The organism is Streptomyces sp. NPDC049837 (assembly GCF_040674455.1).
Lineage (GTDB): Bacteria > Actinomycetota > Actinomycetes > Streptomycetales > Streptomycetaceae > Streptomyces.
The window spans coordinates 108882-124160 of the sequence record NZ_JBFAMP010000007.1 but is presented as its reverse complement, the minus strand read 5'-3'; the positions used below and the strand labels follow the sequence as shown (position 1 = coordinate 124160).

General features: G+C 72.2%; 10 protein-coding genes. 3 read left to right on the top strand and 7 right to left on the bottom strand.

What is annotated here, in order from left to right; translation table 11 throughout:
- Window positions 1–151: 151 nt before the first annotated feature.
- On the bottom strand, window positions 152–664 hold the full coding sequence (gene nrdR / locus AB0J57_RS20680; protein ID WP_366129694.1) for a transcriptional regulator NrdR: 513 nt from the start codon (window positions 662–664) through the stop codon (window positions 152–154).
- A gap of 623 nt (window positions 665–1287) precedes the next feature.
- On the opposite strand from nrdR, the gene lexA reads away from it, so the two are divergent.
- Window positions 1288–2073 carry a transcriptional repressor LexA gene (gene lexA, locus AB0J57_RS20675; RefSeq protein WP_366129693.1) on the top strand — a complete coding sequence of 262 codons (786 nt, stop codon included), beginning with the start codon at window positions 1288–1290 and terminating at the stop codon, window positions 2071–2073.
- 392 nt (window positions 2074–2465) lie between these two features.
- Here lexA and AB0J57_RS20670 read toward each other — a convergent pair whose 3' ends face one another.
- The 5 genes from AB0J57_RS20670 to AB0J57_RS20650 form a co-directional block, all read right to left on the bottom strand.
- A complete protein-coding gene (locus AB0J57_RS20670; RefSeq protein ID WP_366129692.1) occupies window positions 2466–4445 on the bottom strand; it encodes an ATP-dependent DNA helicase in 1980 nt (659 codons plus the stop codon).
- A 46-nt stretch (window positions 4446–4491) separates the two neighbouring features.
- Window positions 4492–6330 (bottom strand): IucA/IucC family protein, encoded by a 1839-nt coding sequence (locus AB0J57_RS20665; protein WP_366129691.1) that lies wholly within the window; start codon window positions 6328–6330, stop codon window positions 4492–4494.
- A 251-nt stretch (window positions 6331–6581) separates the two neighbouring features.
- A complete protein-coding gene (locus AB0J57_RS20660; RefSeq protein ID WP_366129690.1) occupies window positions 6582–7346 on the bottom strand; it encodes a GNAT family N-acetyltransferase in 765 nt (254 codons plus the stop codon).
- Window positions 7347–7386: 40 nt separating this feature from the next.
- Window positions 7387–9357 carry an IucA/IucC family protein gene (locus AB0J57_RS20655; protein ID WP_366129688.1) on the bottom strand — a complete coding sequence of 657 codons (1971 nt, stop codon included), beginning with the start codon at window positions 9355–9357 and terminating at the stop codon, window positions 7387–7389.
- Between the two features lie 31 nt (window positions 9358–9388).
- Complete coding sequence (locus AB0J57_RS20650; RefSeq protein WP_366129687.1) at window positions 9389–10756, bottom strand: diaminobutyrate--2-oxoglutarate transaminase family protein; 1368 nt, start codon at window positions 10754–10756, stop codon at window positions 9389–9391.
- 288 nt (window positions 10757–11044) lie between these two features.
- Between AB0J57_RS20650 and AB0J57_RS20645 the strand changes: the two genes are divergently transcribed.
- Together AB0J57_RS20645 and AB0J57_RS20640 are read left to right on the top strand one after the other, a co-directional pair.
- Window positions 11045–12220: a hypothetical protein gene (locus AB0J57_RS20645; protein WP_366129686.1), complete on the top strand. Its 1176-nt coding sequence runs from the start codon at window positions 11045–11047 to the stop codon at window positions 12218–12220.
- 247 nt (window positions 12221–12467) lie between these two features.
- Window positions 12468–13649 carry a hypothetical protein gene (locus tag AB0J57_RS20640; RefSeq protein ID WP_366129685.1) on the top strand — a complete coding sequence of 394 codons (1182 nt, stop codon included), beginning with the start codon at window positions 12468–12470 and terminating at the stop codon, window positions 13647–13649.
- 84 nt (window positions 13650–13733) lie between these two features.
- Here AB0J57_RS20640 and hflX read toward each other — a convergent pair whose 3' ends face one another.
- Entirely contained in the window at window positions 13734–15239 is a 1506-nt protein-coding gene (gene hflX, locus AB0J57_RS20635; protein WP_366129683.1) for a GTPase HflX, read from the bottom strand.
- Window positions 15240–15279 lie beyond the last annotated feature (40 nt).

Sequence of the window (15279 nt, the reverse complement as noted above, 5' to 3'; positions counted from 1 at the left end):
GCCTCCCATATACGGGCAAAAACACCCTGAAGTGCCCAGATCTTCCCAAGGCACGGTTTCTGTCTGTTGTCCCGGGCACCACGCACAGCACCCGTGACACGTCATGTGCCGCTCAACGGCCGATCGCCGGTCGTACGCCGGACCGGAACGATCAGTCGGCGGCGCCCGCGGGAACCGGGACCTCTGGCGTCGCGCCGGTCCCGCTGTCCTCCGCGGGGGGCCGGCCATCGCGGAGCTCCGCGATGGCGGCCTCGAAGTCTTCGAGTGAGTCGAACGCCCGGTACACGGACGCGAAGCGCAGGTACGCGACGAGGTCGAGTTCCCGCAACGGGCCGAGTATGGCGAGTCCGACGTCGTGAGTGGTCAGCTCCGCGCTGCCGGTGGCGCGCACCGCCTCCTCGACCCGCTGGCCGAGCTGGGCGAGAGCGTCCTCGGTGACCGGCCGCCCCTGGCACGCCTTGCGCACTCCGGAGATGACCTTGGTGCGACTGAAGGGCTCGGTGACCCCGCTGCGCTTGATCACCATGAGTGACGCGGTCTCCACCGTGGTGAAACGGCGGGAGCAGTCGGGGCACTGGCGGCGGCGGCGGATGGCCGTCCCGTCGTCGGTGGTGCGACTGTCGACGACACGGCTGTCGGGGTGCCTGCAGAAGGGGCAGTGCATCTCCCAACCCTCCTTCACAGCACGACTGAATAGCCTCGTCAAGGCCCGTCAGAGCCCCCCGAAGCAGCCACAAGCATAGGCGATCGCCACGCCCCCGTAAGACCCGGGACCACAACTTGTGGGTGGCCGGTGCAATCCAACCACTAGATCTGGGGTCCGGCCGTCTTTTCAGCTCCTGGCGCGTGTCGCGCGCGGGGGCATCGCCGCGGCGCCACCGCGGCATCGGCGACCGGCCCAGAGCCTACGCGAGGGGCGCGGCGCCACGGATCGCGGGGGCCGGGATGACAGACTGGAGACACGCCGGAACGCGCCGGAGGCCGCCCGATCACACGGCTCGCCGTGGCGGTCACGCTCCGGATTCGTCCGGGCGACCGGCCGGTCCGGTCGGCAACGCCCCGGCGGCCGCCCCCGCCCTACCCGGCTTCGGCGGCGGACGTTACGGTGATGGCCTGAAATCGCCACCGCAGCACAGGCCCGGACCCGGCAAGCGATCGCACATACACCTAGTCACACGCACATGTAAGCCAATCTGCGATTTTTCACTCGAACGTGTGTTTGGCGCAACCTTTCGAAAGCAACTACCGTTGTCCAGCTAGGGAGACCATTCGAGAGGGGCCGACGACGTGACCACCACCGCAGACAGTGCCACCATCACTGCCCAGGACCGCTCCCAGAGCCGACTCGAGCCGGTGCATGCCATGAATGAAGCGAACACGAACGCGGAGGGGCCCAAGCCCACGCGCTCTCTGCCCGGGCGACCTCCAGGCATCCGGGCGGACAGCTCGGGGCTCACGGACCGGCAGCGGCGGGTCATCGAAGTCATCCGGGACTCGGTGCAGCGGCGCGGTTACCCGCCGTCGATGCGGGAGATCGGCCAGGCGGTGGGGCTGTCCAGCACCTCGTCGGTCGCCCACCAATTGATGGCACTGGAGCGCAAGGGGTTCCTGCGCAGGGACCCGCACCGGCCCAGGGCCTATGAGGTCCGCGGATCCGATCAGCCGAGCACCCAGCCCACCGACACCACGGGCAAGCCCGCCGCGTCCTACGTCCCGCTGGTCGGCCGTATCGCGGCCGGTGGCCCCATCCTCGCCGAGGAGTCGGTCGAGGACGTGTTCCCCCTCCCCCGCCAGTTGGTCGGTGACGGAGAGCTGTTCGTGCTGAAGGTCGTCGGCGATTCGATGATCGAGGCCGCCATCTGCGACGGCGACTGGGTGACCGTGCGCCGCCAGCCGGTCGCCGAGAACGGCGACATCGTCGCGGCGATGCTGGACGGCGAGGCCACCGTCAAGCGCTTCAAGCGCGAGGACGGCCATGTCTGGCTGCTCCCGCACAACGCGGCGTACCAGCCGATTCCGGGCGACGAGGCGACGATCCTCGGCAAGGTGGTCGCGGTACTGCGGCGGGTGTGACCACCACGCCGGCTCCGACCGGGCCCCGGGACCCCTGCGCCGGTCCCGGGGCCCTGCGTATGCGTGGACCGGGTGCCCGGGGTGGGCGCCGGCCCCGAGGCCCCGGTGCGGGCGCGCGCGGGGGCGGCGGTGCGGGGGCGCGCGGGAGCGGCGGTGCGGGGGCGCTGGGTGCGCGCCGCTGTGGGGCATGCCTGTGCCGGTCACCCCGGTCCGGTGCCAGGGTGTGTGCCTCGCCCACCAGGCGCCGGGTGCGCGGTGGGGGGCGCGGTGTGCGGCGGTTCGGGACCGCGCCGGGGCACGCCGAGGGCCGCGCCCCGGGTCTGCGGGCCGACAGGGCCACCGCGCGGACCCGCGCCCAGGTCATCGTGCGCGGCGCCGGCGCGGGGCGCGGCCTAGGCGGTGGCGGCCTTGGCGGCGGCGTCGATGGCGGCGAGTGAGCGGCGCACCTGGTTGCGGTCCGTGGTGTACCAGAAGTCCGGCAGCGAGGCGCGGAGATAGCTACCGTACCGGGCATTGGCCAGGCGGGGGTCCAGGACGGCCACGACCCCACGGTCGCCCGTGGCGCGGACCAGCCGGCCGGCGCCCTGGGCCATGAGCAGCGCGGCGTGCGTCGCCGCGACCGCCATGAAGCCGTTTCCGCCCGATTCCTCCACGGCCTTCTGACGGGCGCTCATCAGAGGATCGTCGGGGCGGGGGAACGGGATGCGGTCCATGACGACGAGCTGGCAGTTCGGCCCCGGGACGTCCACGCCCTGCCACAGCGAGAGCGTGCCGAACAGGCAGGTCTCGGCGTCGTTCGCGAAGTTCTTGATCAGCTCGCCCAGGGTGTCCTCGCCCTGGAGCAGGATCGGCTTGTCGAGCCGGCCGCGGAGCTCCTCGGCCGCGGCCTGGGCGGCCCGCATGGAGGAGAAGAGGCCGAGCGTGCGGCCGCCGGCGGCTTCGACCAGCTCGGCGAGCTCGTCCATCATGTCGCCGCGGCTGCCCTCCCTGCCGGGGGTGGCCAGGTGCCTGGCGACGTACAGGATTCCCTGCTTGGGGTAGTCGAAGGGCGAGCCGACGTCGATGCCCTTCCACACCGGCACGTCCTCGTCCTCCGTGCCGACGGTGCCCTCCGGGGGAAGGCCGAGCGAGGCGCCGACCCCGTTGAAGTCGCCGCCGAGCTTGAGCGTCGCGGAGGTGAGGACGACCGACCGCTCGGCGAAGAGCTTCTCGCGCAGCAGCCCGGAGACGGACAGCGGCGCCACCCTCAGGGACGCCCCGAAACGGTCGTGCCGCTCGTACCAGACGACGTCGTACTCGGAGCCCTGGGTGATGCGCTCGGCGACATCGTGGACGGTCTCCACGGACGCCATGGCCTGCTTGCGGACCGCGTCCTCGTCCTGGACGGACTTGTCCCGCGTCGAGCCGAGGGACGAGATGACCGCCCGCGCCGCGTCACGCAGCGCCATCAGCGCGTACGCCAGATCCTCGGGGATCTCCTCCAGGCGGCCGGGCAGCGCCAGCTCCATCAGCCGCTCGAAGCCCTCGGCCGCCGTCTGGAGCTGGTCGGCGACCTTCTCGTCGACCAGCTTGGCCGCACGGCGGACCGCGCGGTTGACCTGCCCGGGCGTGAGCTCGCCGGTGGCGACGCCGGTGACGCGGGAGACCAGCTCATGGGCCTCGTCGACGATCAGGACCTCGTGCTGCGGGAGCACCGGGGCGCCCTCGATCGCGTCGATCGCGAGCAGGGCGTGGTTGGTGACCACGACGTCGGCGAGCTTGGCGCGCTCCCGGGCGGCCTCGGCGAAGCACTCCGCCCCGTACGCGCACTTCGAGGCGCCCAGGCACTCGCGGGAGGTGACGGAGACCTGCGACCAGGCGCGGTCCGACACGCCGGGTGTCAGGTCGTCCCGGTCGCCGGTCTCGGTCTCGTCCGACCAGTCACGCAGGCGCAGCAGGTCCTGGCCGAGCTTGCTGGTGGGCGCGGCCGCCTCGAAGGGGTCGAAGAGCCCCTCCTCCTCGTCCTGCGGGACGCCCTCGTGGAGGCGGTGCAGGCAGAGGTAGTTGGAACGTCCCTTGAGCATCGCGAACTCCGGGCGGCGCCGGAGCTGCGGGTGGAGCGCGTCCACCGTGCGGGGCAGGTCGCGCTCGACGAGCTGCCGCTGGAGGGCCAGCGTCGCGGTCGCGACCACGACCCGGTCCCCGTGCGCCAGCGCGGGCACCAGGTAGCCCAGGGACTTTCCGGTGCCCGTGCCGGCCTGGACCAGGAGGTGGGAGCCGTCGTCGATGGCCTGCGCGACGGCCTCGGCCATGGTGACCTGGCCTGGCCGTTCCACGCCTCCGACGGCGGCGACGGCGGCGTGGAGGAGCTCGGGGAGGGATGGCTTCGTCATAGCCAGTCCACCCTATGGCGCGCCACTGACAATCGGATCACACGAGTCACGCGAGCGGATTGGGGACGGTGCCGTGAATGGCGGCGTGCGGCCGTTCGGAACGGTCGCGGTAGCCGTCCAGGTGCAGCCGGTTGCGGTTCAGACACAGCCGCTCGATACGCGGCGTGAGCAGGTCGAACAGTTCGTAACGCTCCTTGAGGTCCGGGAAGCGCGCCTGGTGCCGCAGGATCTCTGCCCGTACGAGTGACCAGAACTCCCCCTCCGGTACGCCCAGTTGCTCCTCGCACAGCGGTGCCAGGTAGCGGAAGACTCCGACGAAGAGCCCGGAGTGGATGAACTGGGTCAGGAATCCGGGCTCCTCGGTCAGGAGCACGGCCCGCACCTCCGCGGGCATCGTGTCGTGCTCGGGCAGCGGACGGGCGCTGACGTTGATGTCGTCGACGAAGTCCTTGATCGCCAGCCGTACGGGGACGTCCTGGTCGTTGAAGACGACGATGGCGTTCTCGCCGTGCGGGGAGAAGACGGTGCCGTAGCGGTACAGGAAGTGCAGCAGGGGCGGCAGCAGTGCGGCGAAGAGGTGGCGGAGCCAGATCTCGGGGCGGAGCCCCGATCTTGTCACCAGTTCGGCGGTGAAGGCGCGGCCGTGCGGGTCGGTGTGGAGGAGGGAGGCGAGGGTGCGGCCGCGTTCGCCGGGCGGGAGGCGCAGCGGTTCGCGCCAGATCGCGCCCAGCAGCTCCTTGTACTGGTACGGGGCCTCGGGGAGGTGGTCGTACAGGGGGTGCTCGACGGTGACGGAGGCGACCTCGCCGAGCAGGATCACCCCGCATTCGTCGCGCAGAAACGGATCGCCGTCACGCAGTGCGTGGACCCACGAGGTGACGGCGGGGGCGGCGAGGGTGCGTTCGGTGGGCAGTCCGCGCCAGACGAGGGTGTTGAGGACGGACAGCGGGAGCTTGACGCTGAACCGGTCGGGCCGGCTGACGTTGAGGAACGTACGGATGGACTGCTGCGGCAGCCGTAGGTCGCCGTCGGTGGGGAGCGGCACGATGGCTCCCTCGGCGATGGCGGGCGCGTAGAGCGGCAGCAGCACCTCGTCCCACTGCCAGGGGTGCACCGGGAGGTAGAGGTACGTCGCGGGGTCGAGGCCCCGGGTCCGGAGCGCGGCGGCGAAGGTGTTGCGTACGGCCGGGGTCAGCTCACGGTCGTAGAGGTGTGCGGCGGTGTCGAGCGTGGGCACGCCCCGGTAGGCGGCGAGGGCGGTGCTGACCGCGATCCAGGGCAGCGGGGCGGCCCGGCGTACTTCGGGCGCCCAGCGCGCGGCGTCGGTGGCGGAGAAGCCGATGCGCCCCTTGTTGAAGACGATCCACGGGTGGCCGGTCTGGTGCCCTTCGAGTTCGGCGTAGCCCAGGTCGGCGAGGCGGCCGGCCGGGAGGGCGGTGTGGTCCAGCCGGGCGTCGGCCGCGAGCGTGATCGTCAGCTCGCGGAGGAGGTGGCCGAGCGTGGCGCCGTCCAGGCGGAGCAGGTGGCGGGCCTGGACCAGGAAGTCCAGCGGGTCGGTGAAGGGGCGGCCGTCGCGGGTGATCGAGTCCGGGTCGACCCGCCAACTGCCGTAGGCGGTCCGGCGCGCTGCGAAGGTGAGTACGGAGCCGTCGTCGAGCGTCAGTCTGTACGGGTCGGCCGGTGGCCGGTCGTACGGGTCGGCCGGTGGCCGGCCGGTCGGGGCGCCCTGGGGGTCGGCCGGTGTGTGCGGGCGGCCGGCCGGTGTGTGCGGGGACCCGGCCGGGTCGGCGGCGTGGCCGGGCCGGGGGGCGGTGGAGGTGTCGTCCGGCGCGGTGGGCAGCGAGGCCGGCTCGATGAGTGCTTCGTAGGCGAATTCGCCCAGCATCTTCGCGAGCAGGTGCCTGGAGGCCCGGGCCCACGCCCGCGGGTTCAGTTCGGGCGGTGCGGCCGTGGTGGCCGGAGTGGCGTGAGTGGCCGTAGTGGCCGGAGCCGGTTGTGCGGTGGCGGCTTTCGGCGGGGCGGGCGGCTCCGCGGAGTCATGGGTGGCAGGGGATTTCGGCACAGGGCCTCCTCCGGGTGGAACCGATGCGGGTCGAGCGGTGTATGCGCGGCAGCGGGCTGGTCACAGTGGGGGGCTCACAGCAGGTGTCGCAGGGTGCGGTCGCGGACCATGAGGGCGGCTCGCTTGTCCGGAAGGTCGAGTTCGGCGGAGAAGCGGAAACCGGCGCTCAGGAAGGCCGAGACGGAAGGGGTGTTGCGGATGTCCGGCTCGGCGATGACGCGGGCGCAGTGGGGGCGGTTGTCGAGGACGAGGTCGGAGACGGCTCTGAGCAGGGTGGTGCCGACGCCCCGGCCGCGGTGGGCGACGCCCCCGATCAGCAGGTGGACTCCGGTGTCGTGGGGGCGGGCCGGGTAGTGGCGGGCCAGCGGGTCGAGGTCGGCGCGGTAGATCTCGAAATAGCTCATGGGCGTGCCATCGAGCACGCCCAGGCACGGCACGCTGCGCCCGTCGCCGTCGAGCTGCGCGCGCAGGTGGGCCTCCGTGACGGATTCGGGTCCGGCCAGTTCCCAGAACGCGGCGACCGCGGGGTCGTTCATCCACCGGCTGATCAGCGTGAGGTCCCGTTCGACGCGTACGGGGACGAGCCGGAACCGGCCGAGGGCGGTGACGGCGGGGCCCCAGCCGGCGACGGTGTCGAGCAGGTCGTCGGCCAGGCCGGCCAGGTCCGCCGGGTCGTCGGCGCCGTCGGCCGGCGCCTGGGGGCCGGTGGCCGGGTCGTCCGTGCCGAACAGCGTGATCAGCTCGTCCGGCAGCCGTAGCTCCAGGGTGTCCTCCGTGCCCACGCCGGCCGGCGCGTGGGAACGGGGACCGGTGTCGGAGCTCGCATCGGTGGGAGGCACGGGGCGCTGTCCTCTCGGCGGTTCGGGTGGGGGTGTTCCGTCAGCGACGAAGGGGGTTGGCGATGGTGACGTAGACGGACTGGGTGTCGACGGGGCCGACGAGCTCGTCCAGGCCGTGGAGCCGGGTCAGGAGGTTGGCCTTGCAGCGCAGGGTCGGGCTCTCCAGGAGGCGGGCCGGCAGGGGTGAGCCGAGCCCGGCGGCGGTGGTGAGGAACTGGCGGAAGGCGGCCAGGAGGAGCCGTTCGTCGGCGAGGCGCTGCGCGCCGAAGGCGCCGATCAGGCCGAGGACGTTGTTGATGCCGAGGTAGTAGGCGAAGCGTTCGTCGGTGACGTCGTCGGAGACGAAGGTGTCGCTGTGGGTGCCGATGCCGGGGAGCCGGCCTTCCAGCGCGGCGCGGTGGGACTCACGGAAGTAGTAGCCCTGGTTGTCGCGGTAGCGGCCGCCGCGCGGCCAGCCGTCCGGGTCGAGGATCACCAGGGTGTTCTGCTGGTGGGCCTCCAGGGCGACGCCGGCCGTGCCGTCCAGCCAGAGCACGGGGCGCACGACCTGGTCGAGGTAGCGCAGGAACCACTCGGCGGCGACGGCTCCGGTGGGCCGGCCGGTGCGGGCGGCGAGCCCGGAGACGGTGACGGCGAGGCGCGACCGCATCCGGGCGCTGCCGGGCCATGGCCGTGGCGCGGTGAGGCTCGCGATGCAGACGGCGTCGTCGCCGAGGCCGAAGGGGTTGTGGCGGAGCATGACGTCGAGCCCGGGGACGGGTTCGCCGGACGTGGTGTCGACGGCCAGCCACGCCGGGTCGCGCACGATGTCGAAGCCGGGGTGGACGGCCTGCCACTCCTTGGCGAGGCCGGTGCGCAGCAGCCGGTGCACCTCGACGCCCCGGTGGAGTTCCTTGCGGAGGTTCTCGCGGCGGGAGTTGGTGATCCGTACGCCGAGGGACAGCTTGAGCATGGCCGGGGCGCCGGGCCGGTGGACGGTGCGGACGGAGGAGGTGGGGTGCCAGGGGTCGCCGTGCGGGCCCAGGTCGTGGAGCAGGCCGGCGGAGAGGAGTTCGGTGACGGCGGGGCGGTGGAGCAGGTCGCGGGCCTGCCAGGGGTGCAGGGGCAGGGCCGCGGTGTTGTCGGGGAGGGTGAGGCCGCCGGCGAGGCGGGAGGTCAGGTACTCGGCGGTGCGTGGGCGGCCCTGTTCGGTCCAGGCCGAGTCGGTGGCGAGTACGGACCGGTCGACGGCCATCCAGTGGAGCGGGAAGGAGCCGTGCAACTCGGGTGAGTAGAGCCTGGCTTCGGAGTCGGAGAGTCCTTCGCGGCTCTTGGCCGTGGGGTGGAGGGGGTGGCCCAGCAGCAGGGACTGCTCGGCGGTGAGGAAGAGGTCCGCGTCGGCGGTGGGGCCGGGGTGCCTGCGCCGGTGGGCGATGAAGTCGGCGGTGCGGCGTACGGAGTCGGCGACGCGGCCGACCAGGTCGGCGCCGTCCCGGTGTCCCTGATCGGCGCCGTCCCGGTGGTGGCCCTGCTGGTCCCGGTGGCCCCCCTGCCCCCGGTGCCCTCGGGCGTCACCGGCGGGGCCGGATTCGCGGCCGATGAGGGCGGCGACGGTCACCGCGTCGGCGGGCGGGGCGGTGTGCGGGGCGCCTTCGAGGGTGGGCGGGCCGAAGCGGTGCCAGCCGGTGGGCGACCAGTAGTGGACGGGGACGAGGAGGGCGGTTCCGCTGGCGTCGAGGGGGATCCGCAGGGTGTGCCCGGCCGGCTGGGCGAGGTTCTTCTCCCGTACCCAGCAGCGGAGGAGGTTCTCGATGGTCGCGGCGTCGGCGGCGTGGTGCGGGTCCGGGTCGTCGAGGTGATCGGCCCGGTCGGGGTGATCGCGGGTGCCGGCCGCTGTGGGGCGGCCGGGCAGGTCTTCGTACCCTCCCGAGTGCTGTCGCGGCACTGTCGTCGACTCGCCCGGGCGGGGGCCGCCGGGGGCGGGGGGAGGGCCGTCGGCGCCGGGCGCTTGGGGTACGGGAGTGGGGTTCACGGAGGGGTCTTTCTGGTGAGGAGGTTCGGGTTCAGCAGGACGGTCCTGGGTCGTTCGGATGGGAGGACGTGCGCTCGGCGGCGGCCAGGGCGTCGGCGAAGCGGTCGAGGACGGCCACCGCCTGTTCGTCGGTGAGCGTCAGCGGGGGCAGGAGGCGCACGACGGAGTTGTGCCGGCCGCCGAGTTCGACGATGAGGCCGCGCCGGAGGCAGGCGCGCTGGACGGCCGCCGCGAGGCCGGGGTCCGGGGGCGGGACGTCGGCGGTGGTGTCGGGGTCGACGAGTTCGACGCCGATCATGAGGCCCCGGCCCCGTACGTCGCCGATGCGGGGGTCGGCGGCGGCCAGGCCCTGGAGCTGTCCCAGCATGCGCCCGCCGAGGGTCGCCGCCCGCTCGGCGAGGCGGTTCTCGCGTACGAAGGCGAGGGTGGCCGCGCCGGCCGCCATGGCGAGCTGGTTGCCCCGGAAGGTGCCCGCGTGGGCGCCGGGCTGCCAGACGTCGAGCCCCGACCGGTAGACGATGACGGCCAGCGGGAGGGAGCCGCCGATGGCCTTGGACATGACCATCACGTCGGGGACGACGCCGCTGTGCTCAACCGCCCAGAACGCTCCGGTGCGGCCGACGCCGGTCTGCACCTCGTCGGCGATGAGCGGGATGGAGCGGTCGGCGGTGATCCGGCGCATCCGGCGCAGCCAGGTGTCGGGTGCGGGGATCACACCGCCTTCGCCCTGGACGGGTTCGAGGATCATCCCGGCCGGGGTGGGCACGCCGGACTTGGGGTCGTCGAGCAGGCTCTCGGTCCAGCGGGCGGCGATGTCGGCGCCGCGTTCCCCTCCGACGCCGAAGGGGCAGCGGTAGTCCTGCGGGAAGGGCAGGCGGGTGACCCGTACGTCGGTGGCGCCGCCGGAGGCGGCCAGGGCGCCGGCCGTCATGCCGTGGTACGCGCCGGTGAAGGCGAGCAGGCCGCGGCGGCCGGTCGCGTTCCGCACGAGTTTGAGCGCCGCCTCGACCGCGTCCGTTCCTGCCGGGCCGCAGAACTGGATCCGTGCGTCGTCGGCGAATTGGCGGGGCAGGGTGGCGAACAGCTCTGTGGTGAAAGCGTCCTTGACCGGTGTGGCCAGATCGAGGACGTGCAGCGGGGCGCCGGAGTCGATGACCTTCTTGATGGCCTCCAGGACGACCGGGTGATTGTGTCCCAGGGCCAGTGTCCCGGCGCCGGAGAGGCAGTCGAGGTAGCGTCGCCCGTCGGCGCCTTCGATCGTCAGCCCGCGTGCCCGCACGGGGACGATGGGCAGGGAACGCGCATAGGTGCGGGCGGCCGATTCGCGCAGCGACTGGCGCCGGAGGATTCCCTCGTGCGCGGACGTCGGTGCCACCGGGGCTGATTGGGTCACGGCCACGGTTTCGGGTCCTCCCGGTAACGGTTGTGTCGCTCATCGGTATGTAACTCGTCCGCCGCGAGGCGGCGTCGAGCGCCGACCTTGTGTCCCCCGTACGTACCAACGACGACATGTGTTCCGGATCACGGTCACCGCGAAGATCCTTGTGGCGGGGGAACCGTGGCCCTGCCGCACGCCGTCCCCATCGGCACCGGCATAGTGGGGGCCGCACTCCGGTGCCTTGAAGTTCAGCCATTCACATGTGCCATGCAGATGTGCTCTGACACGTAGTCCCAGGGGGATCACGACATGCGACCCATTCGTCCGCTGCTCGCCGCAGCCTCCGTCGCCGCGGCGCTGGCGCTGACGGCCACCGCCTGTGGCCCGACGGAGGACAACGCGGGCGGTGCGCCGACCGCCTCCGCGAGCCAGACGGCCGACGGCAAGATCACGATTCCGGACGACCTGAAGGACCGGCTCAAGGAGCACGGGATCGACCTGGACAAGTGGCGGAACGGCGAGTGGAAGAACTGGGACAAGGACAAGTGGCTGCGTGAGGCCAAGGACTACGTCAACCCGATCATCGAGGACCTGTGGGACCCGGACCGCATGCGGGACGCGGAGGAGCCCGAACGGCCGGTCGAGGACGGGGACATCGGCGGTGACGAGGGCGTGACGGACCCGACGCCCGAGCCGGTCGAGGCGCAGGCCGTGAAGGCGCCGTACCACTCCAGCGTCCCGGAGGCCGGGAAGGTCCTCTTCGACGGGCCCGAGGGCTCGATGGTCTGCTCGGCGACCGTGGTGAAGGACCCCGCGAACCCCGGCAAGTCCAACCTCGTGTGGACCGCGGGCCACTGCGTGCACGCGGGCAAGGAGGGCGGCTGGTACCGCAACATCGCCTTCGTCCCCTCGTACAACGACAGCGGCAGGACGGGGGCCGCGCTGGAGAACGCCACCCGCGAGGACATGGCGCCCTACGGCGTGTGGTGGGCCGACTGGGCGCAGACCTCCGAGCAGTGGATCTCCCAGGGTGCCGCCACGGGCGGCCAGGGCGCTCCGTACGACTACGCGGTCATCCACGTGACGCCGGAGAAGGGCGGTAACGGCAAGTCGCTGGAGGAGACGGTCGGTTCGGCGCTTCCGGTCGAGTTCGGCGCCCCGGCCGCGCCGGAGATCGCGAAGATGGAGGCGACCGGTTACCCGGCGGCGCCGCCGTTCGACGGCCAGCAGATGTTCCAGTGCGCGGACAAGCCGGGCCGGCTGTCCCTCGACGCGGCCCAGCCGACGATGTACCGCATCGGCTGCACGATGACGGGCGGTTCCTCCGGCGGCGGCTGGGTCGCGCAGGGCCGGGACGGCAAGCCGGCGCTGGTGTCCAACACCTCCATCGGCCCGGTCACGGCCGGCTGGCTCGCCGGCCCGCGCCTGGATGACGGGGCGAAGGGCATCTACGAAGCGGTCAGCAAGAAGTTCGCGGGCCGGTAGGGCCGGTAGGGCCGGTAGGGCCGGCAAGTCCGGTGAGACGGGCCCGCTCGCCGGTGGACGGTGACCTCGTACGGTGGAGACTCCGTGCAGGTCACCGTGGCCGGCAACTGCCCCTGCCGCGACCGGCATAAAGTAGTGGCGCATTCTCACGCGGGCGGTCCCGGAGGACCGCCCGCTTGCATGCAACGTTCATGACAGGTTCATGGCATTTCGCACGGCACATGCACTAACAGGGGGAATCGTTCTCATGCGATCCATACGTCCGCTCCTGGCCGTCACCGGCCTGGCCGCGGCGCTCACGCTGACGGCCACCGCCTGTGGCCCCACGGAGGACAAGGCGGCCGACAAGCCCGCCGCGGCGACGCCCGCCGACGGGCAGGGCGGCGGCCAGGGCGGCGCCGAGCTTCCCGCCGATCTCGCCGACAAGCTCAAGGAGCACGGCGTCGACCCGGAGAAGTGGAAGAACGGCGAGTGGAAGAACTGGGACAAGGACAAGTGGCTGCGTGAGGCCAAGGACTTCGTCAACCCGGTGATCGAGGGGCTGTGGAAGCCCGAGCGGATGCAGTCCGCCAAGTCCCCGCAGAAGACGATGGCCGCCGGTGCCGCCACGGGTGACCAGGGCGCCACCGACCCCGAGCCGCGGCCGGTCCAGGCCGTGGCGGAGGAGAAGCCGTACCACAAGAACGCCGCCCCGGTCGGCAAGGTGTTCTTCGACGCCCCCGAGGGCTCGATGGTCTGCTCAGCGACCGTCGTCAAGGACCCGAAGAACCCGGGCAAGTCCAACCTCGTCTGGACCGCGGGCCACTGCGTGCACGCCGGCAAGGCGGGCGGCTGGTTCCGCAACATCGCCTTCGTCCCGGCGTACAACGACCTCGGCAAGTCCCCGGCCGCGCTGGAGAAGGCCCCGCCGCAGGAGGTGGCCCCCTACGGCGTCTACTGGGCGGACTGGGTGGCGACCTCCGGCGAGTGGATCTCGCAGGGCGGTCCCACCGGCGGTGAGGGCGCCCCGTACGACTACGCCGTGATGCACGTGAAGCCCGAGAACGGCACCAAGTCGCTGGAGGAAACAGTCGGCGTCGCGCTCGACATCGACTTCAACGCCCCCGAGGCCGCGGGCATCCCCGCGATGGGCGCCTGGGGCTACCCGGCCGCCGCGCCGTACGACGGTGCGCTGATGCACAAGTGCGTCGACCGGCCCGGCCGCCTCACCCTGACGCCCGGGACGCCGACCATGTGGCGCATCGGCTGCACCATGACCGGCGGTTCCTCCGGTGGCGGCTGGTTCATCGAGAAGCCGGGCGAGAAGCTGGCCCTGGTGTCCAACACCTCCATCGGCCCGGTCACGGCCGGCTGGCTGGCCGGCCCGCGCCTCGACCGGGGCGCGGAGCAGATCTACACGATGATGAGTGACAAGTTCGCCGGCCAGTAGGCGGCCGGACAAGCCGAAGGCCCGCCCCCTCACCAGGAGGGGGCGGGCCTTCGGTCGTTCAGGCCGTTTTGGCCGGCACGGCCGTCAGTGCGCCGCGGGCACGTACGGCGCCAGCGCGGCGGCCAGCTCCTCGTGCACCCGCGCCTTGAGGTGCGTGCCCTCCGGCGTGTGCTCCTCGGAGAGCACCTCGCCCTCGGCGTGCGCACGCGACACCAGCGCGCCCTGCGTGTACGGCAGGAGCACCTCGACCTCGACCCGCGGCCGCGGCAGCTCGGCGTCGATGAGCGCGAGCAGCTCGTCGATGCCCTCGCCGGTACGGGCCGACACCGCGATCGAGTGCCGCTCGATGCGCAGCAGCCGCTGGAGGACGAGCGGGTCGGCGGCGTCCGCCTTGTTGATCACCACGATCTCGGGCACGTCCACCGCGCCGACGTCGCGGATCACCTCGCGCACGGCGGCGAGCTGCTCCTCCGGCGCCGGGTGCGCGCCGTCCACCACGTGCAGGATGAGGTCGGAGTCGCCGACCTCCTCCATGGTGGAGCGGAACGCCTCGACGAGGTGGTGCGGCAGGTGCCGTACGAAGCCGACGGTGTCCGCCAGCGTGTACAGCCGGCCGCTCGGCGTCTCGGCCCGGCGCACGGTCGGGTCGAGGGTGGCGAACAGGGCGTTCTCCACGAGGACGCCCGCGCCCGTCAGCCGGTTCAGCAGGGACGACTTGCCGGCGTTGGTGTAACCGGCGATCGCGACCGACGGCACCTTGTTGCGCCGCCGCTCCTGCCGCTTGATCTCGCGGCCGGTCTTCATCTCCGCGATCTCCCGGCGCATCTTCGCCATCTTCTCGCGGATCCGCCGACGGTCCGTCTCGATCTTGGTCTCACCGGGACCACGGGTGGCCATACCGCCGCCCGAGGAACCGGAGCCACCGCCACCCATCTGACGGGACAGGGACTGACCCCAGCCTCGCAGCCTCGGCAGCATGTACTGCATCTGGGCCAGCGAGACCTGCGCCTTGCCCTCTCGGGACTTGGCGTGCTGGGCGAAGATGTCGAGGATCAGGGCGGTCCGGTCGACCACCTTGACCTTGACGACGTCCTCCAGGTGGATCAACTGGCCGGGGCTGAGCTCACCGTCGCAGACGACGGTGTCGGCCCCGGTCTCGAGCACGATGTCGCGCAGTTCGAACGCCTTGCCCGAGCCGATGTAGGTGGCCGGGTCCGGCTTGTCGCGGCGCTGGATCACTCCGTCGAGTACCAGCGCACCCGCCGTCTCGGCGAGCGCCGCCAGCTCCGCGAGGGAGTTCTCCGCGTCCTCGACGGTCCCCGAGGTCCACACGCCGACCAGCACCACACGCTCCAGGCGCAACTGCCGGTACTCGACCTCGGTGACGTCCTCGAGCTCGGTGGAGAGGCCCGCCACGCGGCGCAGCGCCGCGCGCTCGGAGCGGTCGAACTGGTCGCCGTCCCGCTCTCCGTCGATCTCGTAGCTCCAGGCGACGTCCTCTTCCATCAGGGCATCGGCCCGAAGGCTCTCGGTGCGGTTCGTGTCCGCGAAGCTCTGCGCGTCCTGGGAAGGGGAAGAAGAGGAGGTCATTTGATCCTTACGTAGTGGGATTGCCCGGCCGGCTCACGCC